The 25208-nt window shown below is 51.4% G+C and carries 29 protein-coding genes; 14 read left to right on the top strand and 15 right to left on the bottom strand.

Annotation, left to right across the window (positions count from 1 at the left end; all coding sequences use genetic code 11):
• Positions 1-6: 6 nt before the first annotated feature.
• Together cbdX and appA are read left to right on the top strand one after the other, a co-directional pair.
• Positions 7-99, top strand: coding sequence for a cytochrome bd-II oxidase subunit CbdX (cbdX, locus tag ACJHX3_RS05430; RefSeq protein ID WP_000270305.1), 93 nt, complete (start codon positions 7-9; stop codon positions 97-99).
• Between the two features lie 79 nt (positions 100-178).
• Entirely contained in the window at positions 179-1489 is a 1311-nt protein-coding gene (gene appA / locus ACJHX3_RS05435; RefSeq protein ID WP_001366242.1) for a bifunctional acid phosphatase/4-phytase, read from the top strand.
• Here appA and cspH read toward each other — a convergent pair.
• A complete protein-coding gene (gene cspH / locus ACJHX3_RS05440) occupies positions 1477-1689 on the bottom strand; it encodes a cold shock-like protein CspH (RefSeq protein WP_000087762.1) in 213 nt (70 codons plus the stop codon). The genes appA and cspH overlap by 13 nt on opposite strands.
• A 285-nt stretch (positions 1690-1974) precedes the next feature.
• On the opposite strand from cspH, the gene cspG reads away from it, so the two are divergent.
• The 4 genes from cspG to ACJHX3_RS05460 are packed head-to-tail and all read left to right on the top strand — an operon-like array spanning position 1975 to position 2754.
• A complete protein-coding gene (gene cspG, locus ACJHX3_RS05445) occupies positions 1975-2187 on the top strand; it encodes a cold shock protein CspG (protein WP_000066490.1) in 213 nt (70 codons plus the stop codon).
• 10 nt (positions 2188-2197) lie between these two features.
• Positions 2198-2386 carry a cold-shock protein gene (locus ACJHX3_RS05450; protein ID WP_071556308.1) on the top strand — a complete coding sequence of 63 codons (189 nt, stop codon included), beginning with the start codon at positions 2198-2200 and terminating at the stop codon, positions 2384-2386.
• Positions 2361-2591 (top strand): protein YmcE, encoded by a 231-nt coding sequence (gene ymcE, locus ACJHX3_RS05455; RefSeq protein ID WP_001309400.1) that lies wholly within the window; start codon positions 2361-2363, stop codon positions 2589-2591. Before ACJHX3_RS05450 ends, ymcE begins: the two co-directional genes overlap by 26 nt.
• Positions 2581-2754 (top strand): GnsA/GnsB family addiction module toxin, encoded by a 174-nt coding sequence (locus ACJHX3_RS05460; protein WP_001019197.1) that lies wholly within the window; start codon positions 2581-2583, stop codon positions 2752-2754. The genes ymcE and ACJHX3_RS05460 overlap by 11 nt, the downstream gene beginning before the upstream one ends.
• Before the next feature lie 48 nt (positions 2755-2802).
• Here the strand turns inward: ACJHX3_RS05460 and ACJHX3_RS05465 are convergent, their stop codons facing one another.
• Together ACJHX3_RS05465 and torS are read right to left on the bottom strand one after the other, a co-directional pair.
• The gene (locus tag ACJHX3_RS05465; RefSeq protein ID WP_094322068.1) at positions 2803-3876 is read right to left on the bottom strand and encodes a 4Fe-4S binding protein; all 1074 of its coding nucleotides are present in this window, start codon (positions 3874-3876) and stop codon (positions 2803-2805) included.
• 71 nt (positions 3877-3947) lie between these two features.
• Positions 3948-6692 carry a TMAO reductase system sensor histidine kinase/response regulator TorS gene (torS, locus tag ACJHX3_RS05470; RefSeq protein WP_094322067.1) on the bottom strand — a complete coding sequence of 915 codons (2745 nt, stop codon included), beginning with the start codon at positions 6690-6692 and terminating at the stop codon, positions 3948-3950.
• Positions 6693-6774: 82 nt separating this feature from the next.
• Here torS and torT point away from each other — a divergent pair, with 82 nt between their 5' ends.
• Positions 6775-7803 (top strand): TMAO reductase system periplasmic protein TorT, encoded by a 1029-nt coding sequence (torT, locus tag ACJHX3_RS05475; protein ID WP_024044538.1) that lies wholly within the window; start codon positions 6775-6777, stop codon positions 7801-7803.
• On the opposite strand, the gene torR is transcribed toward torT, so the two are convergent.
• A complete protein-coding gene (gene torR / locus ACJHX3_RS05480; protein WP_024044537.1) occupies positions 7776-8468 on the bottom strand; it encodes a two-component system response regulator TorR in 693 nt (230 codons plus the stop codon). The two genes, torT and torR, sit on opposite strands and share 28 nt — an antisense overlap.
• Before the next feature lie 129 nt (positions 8469-8597).
• Between torR and torC the strand changes: the two genes are divergently transcribed.
• Genes torC through torD form a run of 3 tightly spaced genes read left to right on the top strand, consistent with a single transcriptional unit; the run spans position 8598 to position 12912 of the window.
• Positions 8598-9770, top strand: coding sequence for a pentaheme c-type cytochrome TorC (torC, locus tag ACJHX3_RS05485; protein WP_094322066.1), 1173 nt, complete (start codon positions 8598-8600; stop codon positions 9768-9770).
• Complete coding sequence (torA, locus tag ACJHX3_RS05490; RefSeq protein WP_094322065.1) at positions 9770-12316, top strand: trimethylamine-N-oxide reductase TorA; 2547 nt, start codon at positions 9770-9772, stop codon at positions 12314-12316. The genes torC and torA overlap by 1 nt, the downstream gene beginning before the upstream one ends.
• Positions 12313-12912 carry a molecular chaperone TorD gene (gene torD, locus ACJHX3_RS05495; protein ID WP_094308135.1) on the top strand — a complete coding sequence of 200 codons (600 nt, stop codon included), beginning with the start codon at positions 12313-12315 and terminating at the stop codon, positions 12910-12912. The genes torA and torD overlap by 4 nt, the downstream gene beginning before the upstream one ends.
• 92 nt (positions 12913-13004) lie before the next feature.
• Here torD and cbpM read toward each other — a convergent pair whose 3' ends face one another.
• On the bottom strand, positions 13005-13310 hold the full coding sequence (gene cbpM / locus ACJHX3_RS05500; protein ID WP_000024560.1) for a chaperone modulator CbpM: 306 nt from the start codon (positions 13308-13310) through the stop codon (positions 13005-13007).
• The gene (gene cbpA / locus ACJHX3_RS05505) at positions 13310-14230 is read right to left on the bottom strand and encodes a curved DNA-binding protein (protein WP_000420621.1); all 921 of its coding nucleotides are present in this window, start codon (positions 14228-14230) and stop codon (positions 13310-13312) included. Before cbpA ends, cbpM begins: the two co-directional genes overlap by 1 nt.
• Before the next feature lie 259 nt (positions 14231-14489).
• On the opposite strand from cbpA, the gene ACJHX3_RS05510 reads away from it, so the two are divergent.
• Both ACJHX3_RS05510 and agp read left to right on the top strand, forming a co-directional pair.
• Positions 14490-15749: a YccE family protein gene (locus ACJHX3_RS05510; protein ID WP_094308136.1), complete on the top strand. Its 1260-nt coding sequence runs from the start codon at positions 14490-14492 to the stop codon at positions 15747-15749.
• Positions 15750-16039: 290 nt separating this feature from the next.
• Positions 16040-17281 carry a bifunctional glucose-1-phosphatase/inositol phosphatase gene (gene agp, locus ACJHX3_RS05515; protein ID WP_094308137.1) on the top strand — a complete coding sequence of 414 codons (1242 nt, stop codon included), beginning with the start codon at positions 16040-16042 and terminating at the stop codon, positions 17279-17281.
• 37 nt (positions 17282-17318) lie between these two features.
• On the opposite strand, the gene ACJHX3_RS05520 is transcribed toward agp, so the two are convergent.
• Both ACJHX3_RS05520 and wrbA read right to left on the bottom strand, forming a co-directional pair.
• Positions 17319-17546, bottom strand: coding sequence for a YccJ family protein (locus ACJHX3_RS05520; protein WP_001143120.1), 228 nt, complete (start codon positions 17544-17546; stop codon positions 17319-17321).
• Positions 17547-17566: 20 nt separating this feature from the next.
• Complete coding sequence (gene wrbA / locus ACJHX3_RS05525) at positions 17567-18163, bottom strand: NAD(P)H:quinone oxidoreductase (RefSeq protein WP_001151437.1); 597 nt, start codon at positions 18161-18163, stop codon at positions 17567-17569.
• Positions 18164-18535: 372 nt separating this feature from the next.
• Between wrbA and ACJHX3_RS05530 the strand changes: the two genes are divergently transcribed.
• On the top strand, positions 18536-18709 hold the full coding sequence (locus ACJHX3_RS05530; protein WP_001273658.1) for a general stress protein: 174 nt from the start codon (positions 18536-18538) through the stop codon (positions 18707-18709).
• A 90-nt stretch (positions 18710-18799) separates the two neighbouring features.
• Here the strand turns inward: ACJHX3_RS05530 and rutG are convergent, their stop codons facing one another.
• From rutG to rutA, 7 genes are read right to left on the bottom strand one after another with little or no spacing between them, the layout of a single operon-like run.
• Complete coding sequence (rutG, locus tag ACJHX3_RS05535) at positions 18800-20128, bottom strand: pyrimidine utilization transport protein G (protein ID WP_094308139.1); 1329 nt, start codon at positions 20126-20128, stop codon at positions 18800-18802.
• Positions 20129-20148: 20 nt separating this feature from the next.
• Positions 20149-20643 carry an NADH-dependent FMN reductase RutF gene (rutF, locus tag ACJHX3_RS05540; RefSeq protein WP_033869666.1) on the bottom strand — a complete coding sequence of 165 codons (495 nt, stop codon included), beginning with the start codon at positions 20641-20643 and terminating at the stop codon, positions 20149-20151.
• A 10-nt stretch (positions 20644-20653) separates the two neighbouring features.
• A complete protein-coding gene (locus ACJHX3_RS05545; RefSeq protein WP_033869667.1) occupies positions 20654-21244 on the bottom strand; it encodes a malonic semialdehyde reductase in 591 nt (196 codons plus the stop codon).
• 9 nt (positions 21245-21253) lie between these two features.
• Positions 21254-22054: a pyrimidine utilization protein D gene (gene rutD / locus ACJHX3_RS05550; RefSeq protein ID WP_001544440.1), complete on the bottom strand. Its 801-nt coding sequence runs from the start codon at positions 22052-22054 to the stop codon at positions 21254-21256.
• 7 nt (positions 22055-22061) lie between these two features.
• Positions 22062-22448, bottom strand: a complete 387-nt coding sequence (gene rutC / locus ACJHX3_RS05555; RefSeq protein ID WP_001126795.1) for a 3-aminoacrylate deaminase — start codon at positions 22446-22448, stop codon at positions 22062-22064.
• A gap of 11 nt (positions 22449-22459) precedes the next feature.
• Positions 22460-23152: a peroxyureidoacrylate/ureidoacrylate amidohydrolase RutB gene (gene rutB, locus ACJHX3_RS05560; protein WP_001308546.1), complete on the bottom strand. Its 693-nt coding sequence runs from the start codon at positions 23150-23152 to the stop codon at positions 22460-22462.
• Positions 23152-24243: a pyrimidine utilization protein A gene (gene rutA / locus ACJHX3_RS05565; protein WP_140427131.1), complete on the bottom strand. Its 1092-nt coding sequence runs from the start codon at positions 24241-24243 to the stop codon at positions 23152-23154. The genes rutB and rutA overlap by 1 nt, the downstream gene beginning before the upstream one ends.
• 287 nt (positions 24244-24530) lie before the next feature.
• Here rutA and rutR point away from each other — a divergent pair, with 287 nt between their 5' ends.
• Positions 24531-25169 (top strand): HTH-type transcriptional regulator RutR, encoded by a 639-nt coding sequence (rutR, locus tag ACJHX3_RS05570; protein ID WP_000191701.1) that lies wholly within the window; start codon positions 24531-24533, stop codon positions 25167-25169.
• Positions 25170-25208: the final 39 nt, after the last annotated feature.

Raw genomic sequence — 25208 nt, forward strand, 5'->3', positions numbered from 1 at the left:
GGAACAATGTGGTATTTACTTTGGTTCGTCGGCATTTTGTTGATGTGTTCGCTCTCCACCCTTGTGTTGGTATGGTTGGACCCGCGTCTGAAAAGTTAACGAACGTAAGCCTGATGAGGCGCATTAGCGTCGCATCAGGCAATCAATAATGTCGGATATGAAAAGCGGAAACATATCGATGAAAGCGATCTTGATCCCATTCTTATCTCTTCTGATTCCGTTCACCCCGCAATCTGCATTCGCTCAGAGTGAGCCGGAGCTGAAGCTGGAAAGTGTGGTGATTGTCAGTCGTCATGGTGTGCGTGCACCAACCAAGGCCACGCAACTGATGCAGGATGTCACCCCAGACGCATGGCCAACCTGGCCGGTAAAACTGGGTTGGCTGACACCGCGCGGTGGTGAGCTGATCGCCTATCTCGGACATTACCAACGCCAGCGTCTGGTAGCCGACGGATTGCTGACGAAAAAGGGCTGCCCGCAGCCTGGTCAGGTCGCGATTATTGCTGATGTCGACGAGCGTACCCGTAAAACAGGCGAAGCCTTCGCCGCCGGGCTGGCACCTGACTGTGCAATAACCGTACATACCCAGGCAGATACCTCCAGTCCCGATCCGTTATTTAATCCTCTAAAAACTGGCGTTTGCCAACTGGATAACGCGAACGTGACTGACGCGATCCTCAGCAGGGCAGGAGGGTCAATTGCTGACTTTACCGGGCATCGGCAAACGGCGTTTCGTGAACTGGAACGGGTGCTTAATTTCCCGCAATCAAACTTGTGCCTTAACCGTGAGAAACAGGACGAAAGCTGTTCATTAACGCAGGCATTACCATCGGAACTCAAGGTGAGCGCCGACAATGTCTCATTAACCGGTGCGGTAAGCCTCGCATCAATGCTGACGGAGATATTTCTCCTGCAACAGGCACAAGGAATGCCGGAGCCGGGGTGGGGAAGGATCACTGATTCACACCAGTGGAACACCTTGCTAAGTTTGCATAACGCGCAATTTTATTTACTACAACGCACGCCAGAGGTTGCCCGCAGTCGCGCCACCCCGTTATTGGATTTGATCATGGCAGCGTTGACGCCCCATCCACCGCAAAAACAGGCGTATGGTGTGACATTACCCACTTCAGTGCTGTTTATTGCCGGACACGATACTAATCTGGCAAATCTCGGCGGCGCACTGGAGCTCAACTGGACGCTTCCAGGTCAGCCGGATAACACGCCGCCTGGGGGTGAACTGGTGTTTGAACGCTGGCGTCGGCTAAGCGATAACAGCCAGTGGATTCAGGTTTCGCTGGTCTTCCAGACTTTACAGCAGATGCGTGATAAAACGCCGCTGTCATTAAATACGCCGCCCGGAGAGGTGAAACTGACCCTGGCAGGATGTAAAGAGCGAAATGCGCAGGGCATGTGTTCGTTGGCAGGTTTTACGCAAATCGTGAATGAAGCACGCATACCGGCGTGTGCTCTCCATCAAGACAAATAAACATTTGCCGCTGTTAGTCCTCGCAGGCCATTTACGCGGCAAAATTCCACGCGTAATCCTGGTATAAGCACTTCTGCGTCGCGGGGAGTGAATGCGGAAATATGGACCTGGACTTCTTTACGACCGTCGGAGGGGATAATGAATCCTTTGCCGCTTTTGCGATCAAAGGTTTTGACAATTCCTGTCATTTTACGGGACAAACAAATTCCTTACTGAAAATACTGCGCTGCACTATACGGGGTTAATAAAATAAAGCCAGCGATATTTAAGACCGCCGGACGGCTAAAATAAAATTTGCTTAATCTCAATTATCATGCGTTAATAGCTGCGTCGGTTTGAAAGACAGACAGCATACAAAGTAGTTTACTAAAGCAGTTCTCATTATCAGGCATTATCCCCTTCTTTTGAGTCTCTCTCCTGAACACTAAGTAGTTTCTGTATTAAAGCCCTGTTTGCCGAAAGGCCCAAAATGAAGGAAGTAAAATATGTCTAATAAAATGACTGGTTTAGTAAAATGGTTTAACGCAGATAAAGGTTTTGGCTTTATCACTCCTGATGATGGCAGCAAAGACGTTTTCGTCCATTTCACCGCCATCCAGAGCAATGAATTCCGCACGCTGAACGAAAATCAGAAAGTTGAATTTTCTATTGAGCAGGGGCAACGTGGTCCCGCGGCAGCGAACGTTGTTACGCTCTAAGGTTGCCGTTATTACTCAACATCTCCATTTCCGCTGTCCATGTTGTCATGGTTCACTGTACCGCACATCGGCATTCGATGTGACGGAGCGAAATCCTTTAGGGGCAAAGTGTATTTTTTGTAAATCGACGATGATCACCTTTGATAACGTCGCGCTGCAAATACGCACTGACCATGCGCCGCTGGATTTCACAAAATAATATCAGGCTCCCTCGTGGAGCCTTTTTTATATCTGCCTTATTTTTCTTCAACGCTGTATGTATAGTAAGCGATAACCTGTTGATTATTGAATCTTTCGGGGAGATGGCTTATAACATTTCTTACCTGACCAGGGTACCGGGAACCAACACCTTACTGGCGTGTTGCTGTCTTTTAAGACCAGAAGAGGTTAACAGTGAATATTGAAGAGTTAAAAAAACAAGCCGAAACGGAAATCGCCGACTTTATCGCGCAAAAAATCGCCGAGCTGAACAAGAACACAGGGAAAGAAGTCTCTGAAATTCGCTTCACCGCACGAGAAAAAATGACCGGGCTTGAAAGTTATGATGTCAAAATCAAAATAATGTGATTTTGTGAACATCACCCCGTGCGAGGTGATGTTCCGCTTGTTGCTAATTTAGTGACCAATCATTGGCGCTTGCGGAATTAAGCGTCGGTACAATTCCTCCGGCACCGGGCTTTGCCATACTCCCGCATACATTGCGTAACCAATCACCGCAAACATAATCCCCAGAACCAGTAGCGTCATTAACCAGCCAGACAACGCAAAGGCTTTTTTATTTGCCGCAGGTTTTTGCAGTGAAAAGGTCAATGTTGAGGCTACCGGACATGACTCTACGCAACTCATACAACCGGTACATTCCACGCTTCGTACCTGAATTAATTTATCGACCGGGATCCGTGATGGGCAATTTTTTGCGCATTTGCCACAGTCGATACAACTTTCGGCATTGCGACGAATCTTAAACGGTGATAATAGCGAAACCACGCCCATCAGCGCGCCATATGGGCAAAGATAACGACACCAGGTATAGCGAATAAACAGGCTGGCAATCAGCAAAACGGTCACGCTGATTAATGTCGCGGTCCCCATATGACGAAAGAAATCGAGCATTTTAACGTCCATCACCACGCTGTAGGGCGACAACATAAAATAGTGAATCGCCTGAGCGGGCATCAATAACGCAATATAGAGAAAAAAACTCAACAGCAAATACTTCACGCCGCGCAGAGGAATATCCAGCCAGCGGGGAAGGACACATTGCCGACCAAACAGTTTGCTACCGAGATCGCCGATTAATTCAGAAAGCGTACCAACCGGGCATAACCATGAACAAAAGGCCTTTTTTAGTAATAGACTGATGACGATAAAAGCGACCAATAACAGCATCGCGGCGGCGTGGACGGACGGTAACTGACCTGTTGCAAGGCTATATTTCAGATTCATCAGACCGGCAATCGGTAGCCAGCCTTCGATGCCCCCTGGCCTGGCGACAAATGTCGTACTACCTGCCGTTTCGTAATAGCGCACCCAATACCAGAACGTGATGGCAATATAAATATTAATTGCCAACAGTAATAATTGCGTCGCTTTACGCCAGGTCGTGGCATTGCGCCAGTCATTCCACGGTAATTTGCCGCCCGTCGTGCCTGGCCGCCGCTGCCAGCGGGTTCTTCTTTTCTCTGTCATGATTTTGCCAGTCCGTTAAGTTGCATACCAAATGCCACTATTCTAGTTGTTCTTAACTGGCTGATATTGATTCAAATCGCGTTCAGGTCTTTCTTATTTAACCATGCTTTCAGAGCGGCAACACTGCGTGTAATTTCTTCGTGTGGAAGGGGGGCAGATAATGGCTGCTGCTCCAGTTGTGCGCAAAGCTGGCTGGCGCTACGCATTCCCAGACTCGAGCAACTGCTTTTTAGCTGATGTGCGGCACGCTTTATTTTTTCGCTGTTCTGGCTGGAGCGGGCGATGCCGATGTCATCGAGAAGCGGCAGGGCATGTTGTTTAAATAATGCCAGCCATTCGTGGATCTTCTCCGTCCCCATCAACTGAGCATCTTCATTGAGTTGCGATACATCCAGCGGTTGATCGTTATTGACTTGCAGTTGGAGATAGTGCGCCAGTAACTGACCGAGCACTTCACGCGGCACCGGTTTAGGGATAATCCCGCGAAATAATGAACTGGTACGCTGGCGCAACGTTTCGTCGATGACATGAGCGCTAAAGCCAATCAAAACCAGCGACGGATATTGCTGTGCCAGTTGCCGGGCAAGCGTAATGCCGTCGATATCGGGCAGATCAAAATCCACCAGTGCGGCAGCAAACGGTTCGCTATTTTGCAACGTCTCTATTGCGTGCGCGGCATTTCCTACCGCAACGACCTGCGCCCCACTGTTGTTCAGCATCTCAACGGTAATTCGCTGGGTTAGCGGGTTATCTTCAATTAACAGCAAACGTAAACCGTCCAGATGCACCGCCTGATTGACTGTTTTTGGCACGGGTGCAGTGGCAACACGTAACGGCAAGCGTAAACAAAAACAGCTTCCAACCTCCGGCGTGCTGGTGGCGCTCAGTTCGCCGCTCATCGCCTGGGCCAGACGGCTACTGATAGTCAGCCCCAGCCCGGTGCCGCCGCGTTTGCCGCTAACCTGAACAAATGGCTGGAAGATTTCAGCCAGTTTCGCGGGATCAATACCGCAGCCGCTGTCTTCCACTTCGACCAGCCACAGCTCGCCATCAGTGCGACTACGCAGGATAATGTACCCTTCGTCGGTGAAACGCAGGGCGTTGCTCAACAGGTTGGTAATGACCTGACGAATACGCCGCGGATCGCCCATTAACGCAGTCGGTACATCGTCGGCAATTTCAGTTGCCAGGCGAATCGGGCGACCTTTCACCCGTCCGCTCATTAATTGCAGGGTACTTTCCAGCAACGGGCGCGGTTCAAAGGGTTCATCGCTGACCGAAACATTCTTGCCGCCTGCTTCGATAGCCGAATAATCGAGAATATCGTTGAGGATGGTCAGCAACGATTCACCAGAGTCGGTAATTGCCCGCAAATCATCGCGCTGGGCATTAAGTGCGGGGTTATCTGCCAGCAGTTGCGCGGTGCCAAGAATACCGTACAGCGGTGTGCGGATCTCATGGCTCATCGCCGCCAGAAACGCCGATTTTGCCTGGCTGGCTTTTTCTGCTTCCGCCCGTGCCTGTCGGTGTTCTATCACCAGCTCCTGCAATTCAGCTGTACGCGCTTTGACCTGTGCCGCCAGCTGTTCGCGGTGGCGATTCAGCGCATGAACACTGCTGCGAAACGCATCCATCAGCCGCCCGATGGTATCCAGCTCCCGCACGCCAGCGGTTTCCGGAAAAGGGGAGTCGATATCACCGTCCAGTAAGCGTTGCAGCGCCTGCGTTTGTTCGGCAAGTGGACGCGTGACTGAGCGATAAACCACGCGCCAGAGGATCAGAATCAATGCACAAAGTGAAACCATCCCCAGTAATAACAGGCTGTATTGCCCGCGTGAACTGGCTTTTTCCAGATGCGCCAGTCCGTGCTGATTACGTAGCTCAATGGTGTCGACCAGCTGACTGACTTCGCTACTAAACTGCGCGAACTGGGCGATGTTATTTTGGGCGAGAGTTTGCAGGCGATTGCTGATTTCACTGTCCTGCTGATACAGCGCCAGCAAATCGTTATATTGGCTAACGGTAGTTAACGTTGTTGCGACCTGAGCACGAACTCCCGGATCTTCAATGCGTATTTGCCGACGTTGCAGAATTTTCACCGCATTATTGAGCTGCTTTTCCAGCGTTGGCGCATTTTTCTGGATTTGTTCCAGCCCCAGATTCATCACCATTTGCTGCACCCGCAGGGCGCTAAGGCGCAGTTCATTCGTCTGGTTAACATACTCAAGATCGATATCAATCAGCCGATCGAGTGCACTTTCTGCGGCCTGACGCTGATGTTGTTCAATCAAATCGTAAATCCCGGCCTGGGTCGCTCCGGCGGAGGTTGCCGCATTATTCGCCTGACCTTGCGCCAGGCGTGCGATTTCATCGGCGGCGGCGACTATCTGCTGACTGAGTTGCTGTTGTTGCTGGCGCAGTTGCAAACGCTGTCCCACCAGTTCCCCTTGCTGACGTAACGAACGGGAGATCTCCTGCTCCTGTTGTTCAATAGCGGTGGTATCAAAACCTTGTTCCCGTAACGCTTGCAGCAACGCATTAATCTTCAGGCTTTGTGCGGTGAGCATTCGCCCCTGCGCCTGCCACATCTTTTCGTTATCGGCACTGGTCAGGTTCTGCGCGGCGAAAAGTTCCCAGGCGCTGGCTTCGCTCAACTGGCGCGCCATATTCATGGTAGGAATCAATGCCTGAGTGTTGTCTTTTTCCACCTGGCTGATAAAGCGCAGGTTGTACCATCCCACCAGGGTACTGGTCAGGGTTAACAGCGCCATCAGGGCAAAGCCCATCCAGAGTCTTCGGGTCAGGGTTAAATTCACGGTCGGTGCACTTAAGATGAAAAAGGTTGAGTCGCAAAGCGGAATGCATCTAGCATAAAGCCTTATTATTGATGAGGCTATCATGCGCGTACTGCTATTTTTACTTCTTTCCCTTTTCATGTTGCCTGGTTTTTCGGCTGATAACCTGTTGCGCTGGCATGATGCGCAGCATTTCTCGGTGCAACCCTCTACGCCGCTTAAAGCCAAACGTGCATGGAAACTGTGCGCGCTTTATCCCAGCCTGAAAGATTCATACTGGTTATCGTTGAACTATGGTATGCAGGAGGCTGCTCGCCGCTACGGTGTGGATTTAAAAGTGCTGGAGGCAGGCGGCTACAGCCAGTTGGCTACCCAGCAAGCACAAATCGACCAGTGTAAACAGTGGGGCGCAGAGGCCATTTTGCTCGGTAGTAGCACGACGTCATTTCCCGACCTGCAAAAGCAGGTAGCAAGTCTGCCGGTGATTGAACTGGTAAATGCTATTGATGCTCCCCAGGTGAAAAGCCGCGTTGGTGTGCCCTGGTTTCAGATGGGCTATCAACCAGGGCGATATCTGGTGCAATGGGCGCACGGTAAACCACTGAACGTGCTGTTGATGCCCGGCCCCGATAACGCTGGGGGCAGTAAGGAGATGGTCGAGGGTTTTCGAGCAGCCATTGCCGGAAGCCCGGTGCGTATTGTCGATATTGCGCTCGGTGACAACGATATTGAAATCCAGCGTAACCTGTTGCAGGAGATGCTGGAACGCCATCCAGAAATCGACGTCGTTGCCGGAACGGCCATTGCGGCAGAGGCGGCAATGGGGGAAGGGCGTAACCTGAAAACACCGCTTACCGTGGTGTCGTTTTATCTTTCACATCAGGTGTATCGCGGGCTGAAGCGGGGAAGGGTGATTATGGCTGCCAGCGATCAGATGGTCTGGCAGGGGGAACTGGCGGTTGAGCAGGCCATCAGGCAATTACAGGGGCAATCGGTGTCTGATAATGTCAGCCCACCGATTTTAGTTCTGACGCCGAAAAATGCCGACCGTGAACATATCCGCCGCTCGCTGTCACCAGGGGGATTTCGTCCGGTCTATTTTTATCAGCACACATCAGCGGCTAAGAAATAACCTTCGCCATGTTGCGTCACCAGTAAATCCGCGCTGAGTTTATGGCGTAAACGACGAATTAACACATCGACGGTGCGCAGGTCAGGGTTTTCCACCCGACGCGCAGAAAGCATACGCAGCAGACGTTCACGGCTGAGAATTTCGCCCGGATTAGTCACAAATGCCACCAATATTTCATACTCTGCGCGGGTCAGTTTAATCGGCTCGCCATCCCGCTCCAGCGTATGGCGCGACACATTCAGGCAATAACCGGCAAAGCGATAGCAGTTGTCCTGTGTGTGCGGTTGAGCTTGTCGCGCGAGGTCGATTCGCCAGAGTAGATTTTTCACCCGTACTACCAGTTCGCGCAGTTCCAGCGGTTTGGTGACGTAATCGTCTGCGCCCATTTCCAGCCCAACAATACGGTCAATTCGATCGCTGCGTCCGGTAACCAGAATAATCCCCACCGTTGAGCGTTCCCGCAGGGCGCGGGTTAACATCAGGCCATTTTCATCGGGCAAATTGATATCCAGCAGAATTAAATCCACCGGCTGATTCTGCATAATTTCCCGCAGCCCGGCACCGCTCGCCGTAACGGAAACGGTATACCCCTCCTGAGTGAAGTAAGATTGTAATCGCGCCTGGGTAACCGGCTCATCTTCAACAATAACAATGTGATGTGGCATCAGAGGATTTTACTCATTCTGTTCATATCTGTTCATATTCTGCCGTAAGCCGTTCATCCTGACCAGTGCCGCTGTTCATATTTACTCATTAAGATCGCTTCACTAAACCATAATTTTACAGGGGCTATTATGCGGAAACTCTGGAGCGCGTTACGCCGACCCAGTGCTCGTTGGTCGGTACTGGCGCTGGTCGCTATTGGGATTGTGATTGGCATTGCGCTGATTGTATTGCCACACGTTGGGATCAAAGTCACCAGCACAACCGAATTTTGTGTCAGTTGCCACAGTATGCAACCGGTGTATGAAGAATATAAACAGTCGGTGCATTTCCAGAACGCCTCTGGCGTGCGAGCTGAATGCCATGACTGTCATATCCCGCCGGATATTCCAGGCATGGTGAAGCGCAAACTGGAAGCGAGCAACGATATCTACCAGACCTTTATTGCCCACTCTATTGATACACCTGAAAAATTCGAAGCCAAACGCGCGGAACTTGCCGAGCGTGAATGGGCGCGAATGAAAGAAAACAACTCGGCAACCTGCCGCTCCTGCCATAACTACGATGCGATGGATCATGCCAAGCAGCATCCTGAAGCGGCACGTCAGATGAAGGTGGCAGCGAAAGATAATCAATCCTGCATCGACTGTCATAAAGGTATTGCCCACCAGTTGCCGGATATGAGTAGTGGCTTCCGTAAGCAGTTCGATGAGCTGCGCGCCAGTGCTAATGACAGTGGCGACACACTGTACTCCATTGATATTAAGCCGATTTATACGGCGAAAGGCGATAAAGAAGCCTCTGGTTCTCTGCTGCCTGCCTCGGAAGTGAAAGTCCTTAAACGTGACGGCGACTGGCTGCAAATTGAAATTACCGGCTGGACAGAAAGCGCCGGACGTCAGCGTGTACTCACCCAGTTCCCTGGCAAACGCATCTTTGTTGCCTCGATTCGTGGTGATGTGCAGCAGCAGGTGAAAACGCTGGAGAAAACCACCGTTGCCGACACCAATACCGAGTGGAGCAAGTTGCAGGCCACTGCGTGGATGAAGAAAGGTGACATGGTGAACGATATCAAACCGATCTGGGCTTATGCTGATTCGTTGTACAACGGCACCTGTAACCAGTGCCACGGCGCACCGGAAATCTCTCACTTTGACGCTAACGGTTGGATCGGCACGCTCAACGGCATGATTGGCTTTACCAGCCTCGATAAACGTGAAGAACGCACCTTGTTGAAATATCTGCAAATGAATGCGTCTGACACCGCAGGTAAGGCTCACGGCGATAAGAAGGAAGAAAAATAATGAACAATAACGATCTCTTTCAGGCATCACGTCGGCGTTTTCTGGCACAACTCGGCGGCTTAACCGTCGCCGGGATGCTGGGGCCGTCATTGTTAACGCCGCGCAGTGCGACTGCGGCGCAAGCGGCGACTAAGGCTGTCACCTCGAAAGAGGGCATTCTTACCGGGTCGCACTGGGGGGCTATCCGCGCGACGGTGAAGGATGGTCGCTTTGTGGCGGCAAAACCGTTCGAACTGGATAAATATCCGTCGAAAATGATTGCCGGATTGCCGGATCACGTACACAACGCGGCGCGTATTCGTTACCCGATGGTACGCGTGGACTGGCTGCGTAAGCGCCATCTGAGCGACACCTCCCAGCGCGGTGATAACCGTTTTGTGCGCGTGAGCTGGGATGAAGCCCTCGACATGTTCTATGAAGAACTGGAACGCGTACAGAAAACTCACGGGCCGAGTGCCTTGCTGACCGCCAGTGGTTGGCAATCGACGGGGATGTTCCATAACGCTTCGGGGATGCTGGCGAAAGCGATTGCCTTGCATGGTAATAGCGTTGGTACGGGCGGAGATTACTCTACCGGTGCTGCGCAGGTGATCCTGCCGCGCGTAGTCGGTTCGATGGAAGTGTATGAACAGCAAACCTCCTGGCCGCTGGTATTGCAGAACAGCAAAACCATTGTGCTGTGGGGCTCCGATTTGCTGAAAAACCAGCAAGCGAACTGGTGGTGCCCGGATCACGATGTTTATGAATATTACGAGCAGCTAAAAGCGAAAGTCGCCGCCGGTGAAATTGAGGTCATCAGCATCGATCCGGTTGTCACATCCACCCATGAGTATCTGGGGCGCGAGCATGTGAAGCACATTGCGGTTAACCCGCAAACTGACGTGCCGCTGCAACTGGCTCTGGCGCATACGCTGTACAGTGAAAACCTGTACGACAAAAACTTCCTCGCTAACTACTGTGTAGGTTTTGAGCAGTTCCTGCCGTATCTGCTGGGTGAGAAAGACGGTCAGCCGAAAGATGCCGCATGGGCTGAAAAACTGACTGGCATTAATGCCGAAACCATTCGTGGGCTGGCGCGGCAGATGGCGGCGAACAGAACGCAGATTATTGCTGGCTGGTGCGTACAGCGTATGCAGCACGGTGAACAGTGGGCGTGGATGATTGTGGTTCTGGCGGCGATGCTGGGGCAAATTGGCCTGCCAGGTGGTGGCTTTGGTTTTGGCTGGCACTATAACGGCGCAGGCACGCCGGGACGTAAAGGCGTTATTCTGAGTGGTTTCTCCGGCTCTTCGTCGGTTCCGCCTGTTCACGACAACAGTGATTACAAAGGCTACAGCAGCACCATTCCGATTGCCCGTTTTGTCGATGCGATCCTCGAACCGGGGAAAGTGATCAACTGGAACGGTAAATCGGTAAAACTGCCGCCGCTGAAAATGTGTATTTTTGCCGGAACTAACCCGTTCCATCGTCATCAGCAGATCAACCGCATTATTGAAGGCTGGCGCAAGCTGGAAACGGTTATCGCCATAGATAACCAGTGGACCTCAACCTGCCGCTTTGCCGATATCGTGCTGCCTGCGACCACGCAGTTTGAGCGTAACGATCTCGACCAGTACGGCAACCACTCCAACCGTGGCATTATCGCCATGAAACAGGTGGTGCCGCCGCAGTTCGAGGCGCGCAACGACTTTGATATTTTCCGCGAGCTGTGCCGCCGCTTTAATCGCGAAGAAGCCTTTACCGAAGGGCTGGACGAAATGGGCTGGCTGAAACGCATCTGGCAGGAAGGTGTACAACAAGGCAAAGGACGCGGCGTTCATCTGCCAGCGTTTGATGACTTCTGGAATAACAAGGAGTACGTCGAGTTTGATCATCCGCAGATGTTTGTTCGCCACCAGGCATTTCGCGAAGATCCGGATCTCGAACCGCTGGGCACGCCGAGTGGCCTGATTGAGATCTATTCGAAAACCATCGCTGATATGAACTACGACGATTGTCAGGGGCATCCGATGTGGTTTGAGAAAATCGAACGCTCCCACGGTGGGCCCGGCTCGCAGAAGTATCCGTTGCATCTGCAATCTGTGCATCCGGATTTCCGACTTCACTCGCAGTTATGTGAGTCGGAAACGCTGCGTCAGCAATATACGGTAGCGGGTAAAGAGCCAGTGTTCATTAACCCGCAGGATGCCAGCGCGCGCGGTATTCGTAACGGTGATGTGGTACGCGTCTTTAACGCTCGCGGTCAGGTGTTGGCAGGGGCAGTGGTTTCTGACCGCTATGCACCCGGCGTGGCACGAATTCACGAAGGGGCATGGTACGATCCAGATAAAGGCGGCGAGCCTGGTGCGCTGTGCAAATACGGTAACCCCAACGTGTTGACCATCGACATCGGTACTTCGCAGCTGGCGCAGGCGACCAGTGCGCACACTACGCTGGTGGAAATTGAGAAGTACAACGGAACAGTGGAGCAGGTGACGGCGTTTAACGGCCCTGTGGAGATGGTGGCGCAGTGCGAATATGTTCCCGCGTCGCAGGTGAAATCATGACCACGCTGACAGCACAACAGATTGCCTGTGTTTACGCCTGGCTGGCGCAGTTGTTCTCCCGTGAACTGGACGATGAACAACTGACGCAAATCGCCAGTGCGCAGATGGCTGAATGGTTTTCGTTGCTGAAAAGCGAACCTCCGCTCACTGCGGCGGTGAATGGGCTGGAAAACAGTATTGCCACTCTGACAGTACGTGACGATGCCCGTCTGGAACTGGCCGCTGACTTTTGCGGCCTGTTTCTGATGACCGACAAACAAGCGGCGCTGCCATATGCATCGGCCTACAAACAGGACGAGCAAGAGATTAACCGCTTGTTAGTTGAGGCAGGGATGGAAACCAGCGGCAATTTCAACGAACCGGCAGATCATCTGGCGATCTATCTCGAATTGCTCAGCCATCTGCATTTTTCGCTGGGAGAGGGGAGCGTTCCTGCGCGAAGAATCGACAATCTGCGGCAAAAAACACTGACGGCGCTGCGACAATGGTTACCAGAGTTTGCTGCGCGTTGCCATCAGTACGACAGTTTCGGTTTTTACGCGGCACTAAGCCAGTTATTGCTGGTGTTAGTGGAATGCGACCACCAAAACAGATAACGTCGTTTGTTGGCCTGATAAGACGCGTTTAGCGTCGCATCAGGCATCAGGACGCAGTTGCCGGATGCGTCATCACATCCGGCAAACACACATCACGGATGAGCTACAAACCGGGAAAGCCGCTGGCGTAGCAGGCGGTTTTCCTGCTTCAGGTGCGCAATATCATCCATTAACGTCAGCGCCACCGCGATCCCCGGCCAGTCCAGAGCCAGTTCATGACGCAGGCGTACTGCGCGTTGCACCACAATGGCGGCATGGTCGTCAAATACCCAGGTTGTTTCCTGGATCTCACGCGGTTCAACCACCCCCAAACCGACAATTTCATTCAGCTCCTCTTCAGAGATGCCGGTATGCAGGCAAAATTCGGTAATAGTAAAAGTCACCGTAACATTAGCCATTATGCTTTCCCCCAATCTTTACGTGGATCAAAAGACGACTGGGCGTCTGCCAGTTGCTGCCATAGCGCGGCAGTGTTTTCATCCGGTTTCGGCGGCATCACGATTTTCAGTACCGCATACAGATCGCCGGTCTGTTTTTTGCTCACCAGACCTTTGCCTTTAACGCGCAATCGTTGCCCTGCCTGGCTGCCAGGCGGGATAGTCAGCAAAATGCTTTCTTTCAGTGTTGGAACGGTGACTTTAGCACCCAGCGCCGCTTCCCATGGGCTAACCGGCACCACAATTTCCAGATCCTGGCCGACAATATCAAACAGCGGATGTGGCGCAATATGAATCACCAGCCACAAATCGCCATTTGGACCGCCGTTTTCGCCCGGCGTCCCCTGGCCTTTCAGGCGGATGCGTTGACCATTGCCGACGCCCGCCGGGATCTTCACATTCAGCGTTTTCGGGATTTCCTGTTCGATCATGCCAAAGGCGTTATAAACCGGCAGGTTATAGCTGATGGTACGCTTATGCTCAGTAAGCGTTTCTTCGAGGAATACCGCCACTTCGATTTCAATATCGTGGCCGCGTGTGGCGGGGCGTTGACGGCTCTGGCGGGCATGCTGACCGAAAATTGACGAGAAGATATCGTCAAAATCTTCGGCGTTAAAACTCTGACCGTCGCCATGATGGAACTGACGGTTAAATTGCGGATCGTTGCGATGTTGCCACATCTGATCATACTCAGCGCGACGTTGTTCATCACTTAACACTTCCCAGGCTTCAGCGACCTCTTTGAAGCGGGCTTCGGCATCCGGTTCTTTGCTGACATCAGGATGGTATTTGCGGGCCAGTCGACGATAGGCGGTCTTGATTGTCTTGAGATCGTCCGTCGGTTTCACGCCCATGATGGCGTAATAATCCTTTAATTCCATAGCGTTATCTCGCGTAAATCAACACAAATTGAAGGAACCCCTGTAAGGTAACTCCTATAAGTGTAGGGTAATCCTCAAAATTTCATATGCCAACACAGAATATGTTATTGAAATCATCGCGGAGAGGAGGTCGCCTCAAGGTGGGGTGTTGAACATATTTTAAACAGGTGAAAAAGGGTGAGCGATTTTTGATAGTTGAAACAGGCACTTTAAGTTTTACTAGTGCGTCATTATTTATTAAATTTTATAGGCGCTATATATGGGTAATATACATGGAATTAGTTGCACTGCAAATAATTATTTGAAGCAAGCCTGGAACGATATAAAAAATGAGTACAAAAAAAATCAAACATATTCAATCACGCTTTTTGAAAACACACTGGTGTGTTTTATGCGGTTGTATAAAGAAATCAGACGTCAACAAGCTGAAGACTACATTCCATGCCTGGAATGCGATTCACTAGAAAAAGAATTTGAGGAAATACAGAATGATAATGATTTATCATTATTTATGAAAACATTGCGTACTAATGATAAACAAATTTATTCAGGGGTTTCAGGAGGTATTACATATACTATACAATATGTTGAAGATGTTAATATTGTTAGAGTGTCCTTACCGGGCAGAGGGTCAGAGTCTATCACAGATTTTAAAGGTTATTATTGGTATGGCTTTATGGAATATATTGAAAACATTACTGCGTGTGATGATGTTTTTTCTGAGTATTGTTTGGATGATAATGAAAATATGAGTATCCAGCCAGCGCGGATAAATACGCCGGGAATATCTGATTTGGATTCTGGCATTGATTTGTCTGGTATATCTTTTATTCAGAGTGAAACTAACCAGGCATTAGGATTAAAATATGCTCCTGTAGATGGCGATGGATATTGTCTGTTAAGAGCTATACTGGTTTTAAAACAACATGATTATTCATGGGCGCTGGTCAGTTATAAGACGCAAAAGGAAGTTTACGACGAATTCATTAAAATGGTTGATAAAAAAACGATCGAGGTTCTTGTTGATACGGCATTCTATAATCTCAGGGAAGATGTAAAGACGTTATTTGGCGTTGATCTACAATCTGACAACAAAATTCAGGGGCGGGGTGGTTTTTTATCATGGAGTTTTTTGTTTTTTAAAAAAGAATTTATTGATAGTTGCTTGAATGACAAAAAATGCATACTGAATTTACCCGATTTTATATTTAATGATAACAAGACACACCTTGTTTTAGACACCGACCCAGAGAAGAGGATTAATGAGGTGAAAAATTTCCTCACTGCTCTTTCAGATAGCATTTGCTCATTATTTATTGTTAATAGTAATGTGGCATCAATCTCCTTGGGGAATGAATCCTTTTCAACAGATGAAGATCTTGAGTATGGTTATTTGATGAACACTGGCAATCATTATGACGTTTACCTCCCTCCTGAACTTTTTGCTCAGGCTTACAAGTTAAACAATAAGGAAATGAATGCGCAACTCGACTATTTAAATCGTTATGCAATTTACTGACAAGGGCATGTGCTAAAAACCATTGTTATTAGTCTCACACTTTTTTATTGGTAAATATTGCCTCTGTATTGGTAACGCCGCTGATATTCTGTTTAGCCACAGGTGTAATCATCAGCGGCGTGCATGAGGCAGGGGCTAATCAGGTATAGTTTTGCGTCATAACTTGCCTGTTTTTAAAGATGAAGATACAAAAACAGGCGCTCAACAAGCCATTTTGCGAACCTGTTCCCGGAAAAATGTCATATTTCTGTCACACTCTTTAGTGATTGATAACAAAAGAGGTGCCAGGAATGAACAAAACGCTAATCGCCGCAACTGTGGCAGGGATAGTTTTACTCGCTTCAAATACTCAGGCACAAACCGTACCGGAAGGCTATCAGCTACAGCAAGTGCTCATGATGAGCCGCCATAACTTACGTGCGCCGCTGGCGAACAATGGCAGTGTGCTGGAGCAGTCGACGCCGAATAAATGGCCAGAATGGGACGTCCCCGGTGGGCAACTCACCACCAAAGGTGGCGTGCTCGAAGTGTATATGGGCCATTACATGCGTGAATGGCTGGCAGAGCAGGGGATGGTAAAATCGGGGGAATGCCCGCCGCCGGACACCGTTTATGCCTATGCCAATAGTCTGCAACGTACCGTTGCGACCGCACAGTTCTTTATTACCGGCGCATTCCCCGGCTGTGATATTCCTGTGCATCACCAGGAAAAAATGGGCACCTTGGACCCAACCTTTAACCCGGTGATCACCGATGATTCCGCCGCATTCAGTGAACAGGCGGTGGCGGCAATGGAGAAAGAGCTCAGCAAACTCCAGCTTACCGACAGCTACCAGCTACTGGAAAAAATCGTTAACTATAAAGATTCCCCTGCCTGTAAAGAGAAACAACAGTGTTCGCTGGTGGATGGCAAAAATACCTTTAGCGCCAAGTATCAACAAGAACCAGGTGTTTCCGGGCCGCTGAAAGTCGGCAACTCGCTGGTAGATGCGTTTACTTTGCAATACTACGAAGGTTTTCCGATGGATCAGGTGGCCTGGGGAGAAATCAAATCTGACCAGCAGTGGAAGGTGTTGTCGAAGCTGAAAAACGGCTACCAGGACAGCCTGTTTACCTCACCGGAAGTGGCGCGCAATGTTGCGAAACCGCTGGTCAGTTATATCGACAAAGCCCTGGTCACCGATCGCACCAGCGCACCGAAAATCACGGTGTTAGTTGGGCACGACTCCAACATTGCCTCTCTGTTAACGGCGCTGGATTTCAAACCGTATCAGTTGCATGACCAGAACGAACGCACGCCGATTGGCGGCAAAATCGTTTTCCAGCGTTGGCATGACAACAAAGCCAATCGCGACCTGATGAAAATCGAGTATGTGTACCAGAGTGCGGAACAGTTACGTAATGCCGATGCGTTAACCCTTCAGGCACCTGCTCAGCGCGTGACGCTGGAATTAAGCGGTTGCCCGATAGATACCAACGGTTTCTGCCCGATGGATAAGTTTGATAGCGTATTGAATGAAGCGGTGAAATAACAGAAAACTCCCCCGCGTGAAGCGGGGGAGTCGCGGATTAAACGTTTTTACGTTCGATGGTCTGTTCGCCCCAAAAAAGCGAATCTTTATCGGTTTTAGCAAAGGCTTTGACTAACACTTCATCGCTACCTTCTTCCCAAATCTTTTCCGCCATTTTTTCGTCGTACCCGGCGACTTCGAAAATGGCCTCGGCTATTTCCGGCGACGTATTGCGCAGAGATGCCCATTCACCGACGTGATGAGCTTTCGCTTCTTGAGTTGGCATGCGTATCCTCCTGTTGAAGATTAGCCGTTAAGTTTAACTGCCAGACCTGCGACATATTCCCCTTGATAACGAGCAATAGACAGTTCTTCCTGGCTTGGCTGGCGTGAGCCGTCACCGCCTGCGATGGTGGTTGCGCCGTACGGCGTACCGCCGCGAACCTGTGAAACGTCAAATAATTCCTGCGCTGCGTAGCCAATGGGGACAATCACCATGCCGTGATGCGCAAGGGTCGTCCAGGTGGATGTGATGGTTTGTTCCTGACCGCCGCCAGTACCGGTGGAACTAAAGACGCTCGCCAGTTTTCCGTATAGTGCGCCGGAAGCCCACAGGCCGCCCGTCTGGTCGAGGAAGGTACGCATTTGACCGGACATGTTGCCAAAGCGGGTAGGTGTACCAAAAATAATGGCGTCGTAATCGGCCAGTTCTTGCGGGGTTGCAACCGGTGCAGTTTGCGTTTTACCGCCTGCTTTTTCAAATAATTGCGGCGGCATGGTTTCCGGTACACGCTTAACGACAACTTCTGCGCCATCCACTTTGCTTGCACCCTCAGCGACTGCGCGTGCCATCGTTTCAATATGTCCGTACATGGAATAATAAAGCACCAGAACTTTAGCCATTTCTAACCACTCCTCGTGTTATCTCTATTCCGTAGCGATTCGCTACCACTTATTTAAAGATAAGACGTCCTTTTCAGAGTGCAAATTTCACAACCACTTATTTGATTTATAACAACTTTCACAAGCACGTAATTTTGTCGCAAAATGACACATTTTTATCTCATCGCGTTTTTTTAATCATAAGAGCGGCTTATGGATAATTATTGGAGATGATATCTATTCTCGCTAAGAAGCTGTTGCAGGATATTACTAAACGCGGGTCTGCCCGCGTCAGTTCACTAAGCTTAGTCCCACGTAGCGAAAATATGGCAGCCGCCATACGCCGCGTTAATTCTATGCAATATGATGTCTATACCCAGACGGAGGTCAGTAATGGCAAACCATCGTGGCGGTTCCGGCAATTTTGCAGAAGACCGCGAAAGAGCATCAGAAGCAGGTAAAAAAGGTGGACAGCACAGCGGGGGTAATTTCAAGAATGACCCGCAGCGCGCATCAGAAGCAGGTAAAAAAGGTGGCAAGAGCAGTCACGGCAAAAGTGACAACTAGCCGGACTAATCAGTGACGAATGGACGAATGCATTTTTGTCTGAAGCTCGTCAAAAAGTCATCACCGCCGGTAACCCCGGCGGTTTTCTGTTTATGGCTCCTGATGAACAACTTCTGGCGGTGGAACGTCAACCAACCTTCTGCTTAACAACGCATTGAGTAAAATCGCGCCAAAGGTGGCTGTACCGATCCCTCCCAACGTAAAACCGCCCAGCGTGAGAGCAAAATCACCCGCGCCCAGCACTAAGGTTACTGCGACCATAATCAAATTACCGTTCTGGCTTAAATCGACACGGTTTTGTACCCAGATCCTTGCGCCTGCGACGGCAATCAGCCCGAACACAACAATTGATGCACCACCAATCACCGGTGCTGGAATGGTATGAATCAGCGCGCCAAATTTCGGCGAAAAACCCAACAGCATGGCGATGACGGCAGCAGCAACAAACACCAGCGTCGAATAGACTTTGGTCACGGCCATCACACCGATATTTTCAGCATAGGTGGTCACGCCGCTACCGCCGAAAGAGCCGGAAAGCATCGTTGCCAGCCCATCGCCCACGAATGCCCGCCCCATATATGGATCCATATTGCGTCCGGTCATCCCGGCGACCGCCTTGAGATGACCTAAGTTTTCTGCCACCAGAATCACCGCCACGGGCGCAATCAGCATCATTGCCTGACCATTGAAAGCAGGAGTGGAAAAATGTGGCAAACCGAACCAGGCAGCATGGCTGACGAGAGTAAAATCGACGGCTTTTCCCAGCCCTAAAACGTTGGTCATCACGCCATACAGCAGACAGGCGACAATTAATCCTACGAGAATCAATAATCGCTGGATCATGCCACGGGTAAACACCGCCACCAGCCCAATACACAGCACCGTCATTACCGCCATCCAGCTATCAAAGGCCGAAGCCGATACACTTTTCACTGCGATAGGCGCTAAGTTCAGGCCAATCGCCATCACCACCGCACCCGTCACCACCGGCGGCATTAGCCGTTCAATCCAGCGCGTACCGATTTTCATCACCACCAGGCCAATGACGGTATAAACCAGCCCACAGGCGATAATCCCGCCCAGCGCAATGCTGATATTCGGGTTAATGCCCTGACCGTTAAAGCCCGTTGCGGCGATCACCACGCCGACAAAAGCCGCGCTGGAGCCGAGATAACTGGGCACGCGCCCGCCGGTAATAAAGAAAAACAGTAACGTGCCGATCCCTGACATTAAAATGGAAAGATTGGGATCCAGCCCCATCAGAATCGGCATTAACACCGTCGCGCCAAACATCGCCACCGCGTGTTGAACGCCCATTATTGCCGTCTGAGCAAACGGCAATCGTTCATCCGGCGCGACCACGCCGCTCTCTGTAGAGGTCGATTTTAACTGCCAGTGAGGAAGACCGAACATTGCCATCAGCTGTCTCCTTAAGGAGGTTAACAAGCAGGGCGCATCAGCGCGTGATAACTGCGATCGAACCACACCAGCCCGTAGGGTGTGGCGTGACGATGAATCGCTTCGATGGCGCAAAACAAAATGTCGTGGGTGCCGACGCTCACCACCTGGCTGATACGGCAGTCAAACGAAACCAGCGCCTCTTCCAGTTGCGGGCATCCGGTCACACCAGTCTGCCAGCGGGCGGCGGCAAAGCGTTGTTCCATGGGCGTTTTGCCGCCAAAAAGGTTTGAAAGCGGCTCCTGCCCGGCGCTAAGTGTATTTACACACAGCGTTCGATTTTCATTGAATACCGGCCAGACGGACGCCCCACGATTCAGGCACACCAGTAATGTGGGCGGCGTATCGGTCACGCTGCAGACCGCGCTGGCGGTGAACCCGGCGCGCCCGGCTGGACCGTCCGTGGTGATGATATTGACCGCCGCGCCCATACAGGACATCGCATCGCGAAAAGTTTGTTGATCGACAATGTTCATAGTTTGCTCCTTACAACAGCCCGCAGGCTTCTTCAAAGGACAGACGTGGCAGGCGCGCAAAAAGTTTGCTGCTATCGCCATAGCCGATATTAATCAGCAGATTGCTCTTCAGCGTGCTGCCTGCAAAAAAAGCGTCGTCTACGTGTTGACGATCAAAACCCGACATCGGGCCGGTATCCAGCCCCAGCGCACGGCAGGCGATGATCAGATAAGCCGCCTGCATGGAACTGTTGCGAAACGCTGTTTCTTCGGCAAGTTGTGGGCTGGAGGTAAACCAACTGCGGGCATCGCCGTGAGGAAACAGCTGTGGTAACCGTTCATAAAATTCACTGTCCCAGGCGACGATCGCGGTGACGGGCGCGGTCAGGGTTTTTTGCAGATTGCCGCTGGAAAGCGCCGGGCGCAGACGTTCTTTTCCTTCTGCAGTGCGGATAAACACGATCCGTGCCGGAGAACAGTTAGCTGATGTCGGCCCCCATTTCATCAGGGCATAAAGCTCCCGTAACGTCTCATCGCTGACGGGTGTCTCCCGCCAGCCGTTGTGAGTGCGGGCATCGGTGAACAAGGTACTAAGCGCACCTGGGCTAATGGCTTCGTTCATAGCAATTCCTTACAGGGCGGCTTCACGGTGATGTAACAGGCTGGCAAGCCCGTTGAGTAACAGAGCATTAAACGTTTCGGGATCGGTCACGTTGCAGGCGTGTCCGCCATAGCGCATCACCATTTTCTGGCTATCGGGCAGGGCGGCATGAAGTTCACTGGAACATGCTGATGGCACCAGCAGATCATCACTGGCGCAGATGATTTGCACCGGGCAGCGAATGCGATCCGCATGGCGACTAAAGTCAGCGCGTTTGAGGGCGTTAAGTCGACGCAGTAAATTATTTTTGCCCTGAAAATGCGCCAGTGCCAGCGCGTCTTCAGCTTCCAGGCGAGGTGCGCGGGCCGCCATCCAGTCGGCGGGATAGAGGAACAATGGCTGAGCTTCCACCCATGCCTGCGCGCCGCCGCTATGTAGTAACTGCTCGCGAACCTGAAAACAGCGGCGCGTATGGGCGTTTATTCGTAGCCAGCCGTTAACGCTGACCAGCACAGTTACCGACGCGGGATAATCCAGCGCCAGCTGCATTCCCACCAGCGCACCGAGCGCATGGCCGACCACCGCGTAACGCTCAATCCCTGCGGCTACCAGCGCCTGATGCAGTTCCGCTGCCATCAGGGTGATACTGTAATCTTCTGCCAGCGTGTCGGGATTATTGCCGGTGCCGCGCTGGTCGTAACAGACTACCTGATACTCCTGCTCCAGTACCGCCAGTTGCGGTAACCAGTAACTGCCGCTACCGCCAAGACCCGAAATCAACACCACTACGGGCGCATCAGCATAAGGGGGAGGTGAGAGTGAAAGTTTCATCGCGGCCTCACTTGGCGATATGCGCAATTGTGGCGATTTCCACCAGCGCGTCAGGTTTTACCAGTCCGCACTGAATGCAGAATCGCGCCGGTTTATCACCCGGAAAAAACTCGGCGTAGATTTCGTTAATCGCGGCGTAATTTTTCCAGTCGGTAATAAAGATGCTGTTGAAGGTCACATCCGCCATCGTGCCACCCGCCGTCTCGATCACCTTGCGGATAGTTTCCAGAACGTGGCGGGTTTGCGCCTTTGGGTCATCGGCAAACAGCACGTTATTATGTTGATCAAAAGCCAGCGTACCGGAGACATACACCACGCCATCAGCCAGTGTGCCGGGAACGAAGGGGGCCAGCGGTACGCTGCTGCCAGCGGGAATAATTACGGATTTTGGCATCGTTAAACTCCTTAAGCGATACGAGCAAAGGTCGTGGGAGAAAGCGCGTCGCAGAACGTTTCGACGTCGCTGACCCAGCCAAAAAAGGTTTCGATATTGAACAACGCGGCTTTCTGTGCAAATTCCGGCCCCGCCTGGTGTGTTGCGTCTTCCAGCACCACGCCGAAATACTCCAGAAAAAAGCCATCGCGTAGCGTCGATTCGACGCAGACGTTGGTAGCGATACCGGTGAAAACCAGATGGCGTATTCCGCGGCTGCGCAAAATGCTGTCCAGCGGTGTATTGAAGAAACCGCTGTAGCGCGGCTTCGGCAGCACAATATCGCCAGGCTGCGGCACCAGTTCATCCACCAGTTGATAATCCCAGGAGCCTTTCGCCAGCAATTTTCCCTGCAGCTGCGGCTGCTTACGCATGGTTTTCAGGGCGTTCGATTTATGAAAATTTGGTGAGCCGGGGCCGCCAGCCTCGACATACTGTTCATCCCAGCCATTTTGAAACCAGATAATCAACATCCCTGCCGCTCGCGCTGCGGTCACGGCGGTTTGAATGTTGGCAATGACCGGGCGAGTGGTTGAGACATCAAACCCGGCGAGATCTAAGTAGCCGCCTGGCGTGGCATAAGCGTTTTGCATATCCACCACGATCAGCGCACTTTGCTGCGGATCGAAGGTAATGGCTTCTGGTCGAGCGGTTAAGGTCGTCATCATGCCACCTCCTGAGTCAGCGCAGGGAGATGGGCGCGGCACTGCATCAGTGGTTGAATGCGCTCGCCGAAGGTTTCGATTCCCGACAGAAAATCATCGAAGGTTAACAGCACGCCTTCGGCACCAGGCACGCTTGCGACTTCATCTAACATGCGCGCGACACTGGCGTAAGAACCGACTAACGTCCCCATGTTGATGTTTACCGCCGAAGTGGGATCGGCCATCTGACGGACGTTGGTGTCAGTACCGGAGCGGGTATCTTTCTGACTTTGTTCGGTTAGCCAGCTTAACGCCTCTTCATCCGCGCCCGCTTTGTAGTGTTCCCATTTGGTGCAAGCGGCATCGTCGGTTTCGTCGGCAATCACCATAAACAACACATAAGAGCCAACGTCGCGCCCGGTTTGCTCTGCGGCCTGTTTCATCCGCGCAGCGGTCGGGGCGAAAGCCGTGGGCGTATTTACGCCTTTGCCGAAACAGAAGTTGAAATCGGCATACTGAGCGGAGAACGCCATGCCAGCGTCGCTTTGCCCGGCGCAGATCACTTTCATGGGTACGCTCGGTTGCGGACTGACGCGACAATCATTCATGGTGAAAAAATCGCCTTTAAAATCGCTTTTGCCCGTGCCCCACAGGTCGCGCAGCACCTGAACATATTCGGTGAGATAGTCGTAACGACGGGAGAAATAGTCATCGCCAGGCCAGATACCCATCTGCTCATACTCAGGCTTTTGCCAGCCAGTCACGAGGTTGACGCCAAAACGCCCGCCAGAGATGGAGTCAATGGTTGCGGCCATACGGGCGACGATTGCCGGAGGTAACGTTAAGGTGGCGGCAGTGGCGTAAATCTGAATGCGCGAGGTGACGGCCGCCAGCCCCGCCATCAAGGTGAACGACTCAAGGTTGTGATCCCAGAACTCAGTTTTGCCGCCAAAGCCACGCAGTTTGATCATCGACAGGGCGAAGTCGAAATGGCAGTGCTCCGCTTTTTGCACAATGGCTTTATTCAGTTCAAAGGTCGGCATGTACTGCGGCGCGTGGGTCGAAATGAGCCAGCCGTTGTTGCCAATAGGTACGAATACGCCAATTTTCATCATCAACCTCTCTTCGTCTCGTAAAGTGAAAGTCAGACGGGGCGCTGCATCCTGCATATCCTTTTCAGCCGCGTAATGGTTTGTTTGCAAAGCGGATGCCAGTTTTTAAAAAGTGAATGTTATTAATATGTTAATGTTAAGTTGTCTAAAATATCTGGAAAAAAGTGGACTAAACGGTCAAAACAGTTGCACATAAAACATGCATCCGTGCGCGATGAAAGTGCAGAAGGTCGAGGCCGGGCAGGGGTTTTGCTATCCTGTTGCCAATCTACAAGAGGGGAGAGCGCATGACGCAAGGCGCAGTGAAAACAACGGGTAAACGTTCGCGCGCAGTGAGCGCGAAGAAAAAAGCGATTCTTAGCGCAGCACTGGACACTTTTTCACAATTCGGTTTTCACGGCACAAGGCTGGAGCAGATCGCAGAGTTGGCGGGTGTTTCAAAAACCAATCTGCTGTATTACTTTCCGTCAAAAGAGGCGCTGTATATTGCCGTGCTGCGGCAGATTCTCGATATCTGGCTGGCACCGTTAAAAGCGTTTCGTGAAGATTTCGCCCCGCTGGCGGCGATCAAAGAGTACATCCGTCTGAAGCTGGAAGTCTCACGCGATTATCCGCAGGCTTCGCGCCTGTTCTGTATGGAGATGCTGGCAGGCGCGCCGTTGTTAATGGATGAACTGACGGGCGATTTGAAGGCATTAATTGATGAGAAATCGGCGCTGATTGCCGGTTGGGTAAAAAGCGGCAAACTCGCGCCGATTGACCCGCAGCATTTGATTTTTATGATTTGGGCTTCCACTCAACATTACGCCGATTTCGCCCCTCAGGTGGAGGCGGTGACAGGCGCGACGTTGCGCGATGAGGTATTTTTCAATCAAACGGTTGAAAACGTGCAGCGGATTATTATTGAGGGGATTCGACCACGTTAAAGATGCCGGAGGAGGTTGTAACATCCTCCGGCTACCTGT

It is taken from the genome of Escherichia sp. WS1265, assembly GCF_046487585.1.
Taxonomy (GTDB): Bacteria; Pseudomonadota; Gammaproteobacteria; order Enterobacterales; family Enterobacteriaceae; genus Escherichia; species Escherichia coli.

Excerpts from the sequence above, each read along its gene's own strand:
- cbdX (WP_000270305.1), top strand. The coding sequence starts at position 7 with ATGTGGTATTTACTTTGGTTCGTCGGCATTTTGTTGATGTGTTCGCTC.
- appA (WP_001366242.1), top strand. The coding sequence starts at position 179 with ATGAAAGCGATCTTGATCCCATTCTTATCTCTTCTGATTCCGTTCACC.
- cspG (WP_000066490.1), top strand. The coding sequence starts at position 1,975 with ATGTCTAATAAAATGACTGGTTTAGTAAAATGGTTTAACGCAGATAAA.
- ymcE (WP_001309400.1), top strand. The coding sequence starts at position 2,361 with ATGCGCCGCTGGATTTCACAAAATAATATCAGGCTCCCTCGTGGAGCC.
- ACJHX3_RS05465 (WP_094322068.1), bottom strand. The coding sequence starts at position 3,876 with ATGACAGAGAAAAGAAGAACCCGCTGGCAGCGGCGGCCAGGCACGACG.
- torT (WP_024044538.1), top strand. The coding sequence starts at position 6,775 with ATGCGCGTACTGCTATTTTTACTTCTTTCCCTTTTCATGTTGCCTGGT.
- torR (WP_024044537.1), bottom strand. The coding sequence starts at position 8,468 with ATGCCACATCACATTGTTATTGTTGAAGATGAGCCGGTTACCCAGGCG.
- torC (WP_094322066.1), top strand. The coding sequence starts at position 8,598 with ATGCGGAAACTCTGGAGCGCGTTACGCCGACCCAGTGCTCGTTGGTCG.
- torA (WP_094322065.1), top strand. The coding sequence starts at position 9,770 with ATGAACAATAACGATCTCTTTCAGGCATCACGTCGGCGTTTTCTGGCA.
- torD (WP_094308135.1), top strand. The coding sequence starts at position 12,313 with ATGACCACGCTGACAGCACAACAGATTGCCTGTGTTTACGCCTGGCTG.
- cbpM (WP_000024560.1), bottom strand. The coding sequence starts at position 13,310 with ATGGCTAATGTTACGGTGACTTTTACTATTACCGAATTTTGCCTGCAT.
- cbpA (WP_000420621.1), bottom strand. The coding sequence starts at position 14,230 with ATGGAATTAAAGGATTATTACGCCATCATGGGCGTGAAACCGACGGAC.
- ACJHX3_RS05510 (WP_094308136.1), top strand. The coding sequence starts at position 14,490 with ATGGGTAATATACATGGAATTAGTTGCACTGCAAATAATTATTTGAAG.
- agp (WP_094308137.1), top strand. The coding sequence starts at position 16,040 with ATGAACAAAACGCTAATCGCCGCAACTGTGGCAGGGATAGTTTTACTC.
- ACJHX3_RS05520 (WP_001143120.1), bottom strand. The coding sequence starts at position 17,546 with ATGCCAACTCAAGAAGCGAAAGCTCATCACGTCGGTGAATGGGCATCT.
- wrbA (WP_001151437.1), bottom strand. The coding sequence starts at position 18,163 with ATGGCTAAAGTTCTGGTGCTTTATTATTCCATGTACGGACATATTGAA.
- ACJHX3_RS05530 (WP_001273658.1), top strand. The coding sequence starts at position 18,536 with ATGGCAAACCATCGTGGCGGTTCCGGCAATTTTGCAGAAGACCGCGAA.
- rutG (WP_094308139.1), bottom strand. The coding sequence starts at position 20,128 with ATGGCAATGTTCGGTCTTCCTCACTGGCAGTTAAAATCGACCTCTACA.
- rutF (WP_033869666.1), bottom strand. The coding sequence starts at position 20,643 with ATGAACATTGTCGATCAACAAACTTTTCGCGATGCGATGTCCTGTATG.
- ACJHX3_RS05545 (WP_033869667.1), bottom strand. The coding sequence starts at position 21,244 with ATGAACGAAGCCATTAGCCCAGGTGCGCTTAGTACCTTGTTCACCGAT.
- rutD (WP_001544440.1), bottom strand. The coding sequence starts at position 22,054 with ATGAAACTTTCACTCTCACCTCCCCCTTATGCTGATGCGCCCGTAGTG.
- rutC (WP_001126795.1), bottom strand. The coding sequence starts at position 22,448 with ATGCCAAAATCCGTAATTATTCCCGCTGGCAGCAGCGTACCGCTGGCC.
- rutB (WP_001308546.1), bottom strand. The coding sequence starts at position 23,152 with ATGACGACCTTAACCGCTCGACCAGAAGCCATTACCTTCGATCCGCAG.
- rutA (WP_140427131.1), bottom strand. The coding sequence starts at position 24,243 with ATGAAAATTGGCGTATTCGTACCTATTGGCAACAACGGCTGGCTCATT.
- rutR (WP_000191701.1), top strand. The coding sequence starts at position 24,531 with ATGACGCAAGGCGCAGTGAAAACAACGGGTAAACGTTCGCGCGCAGTG.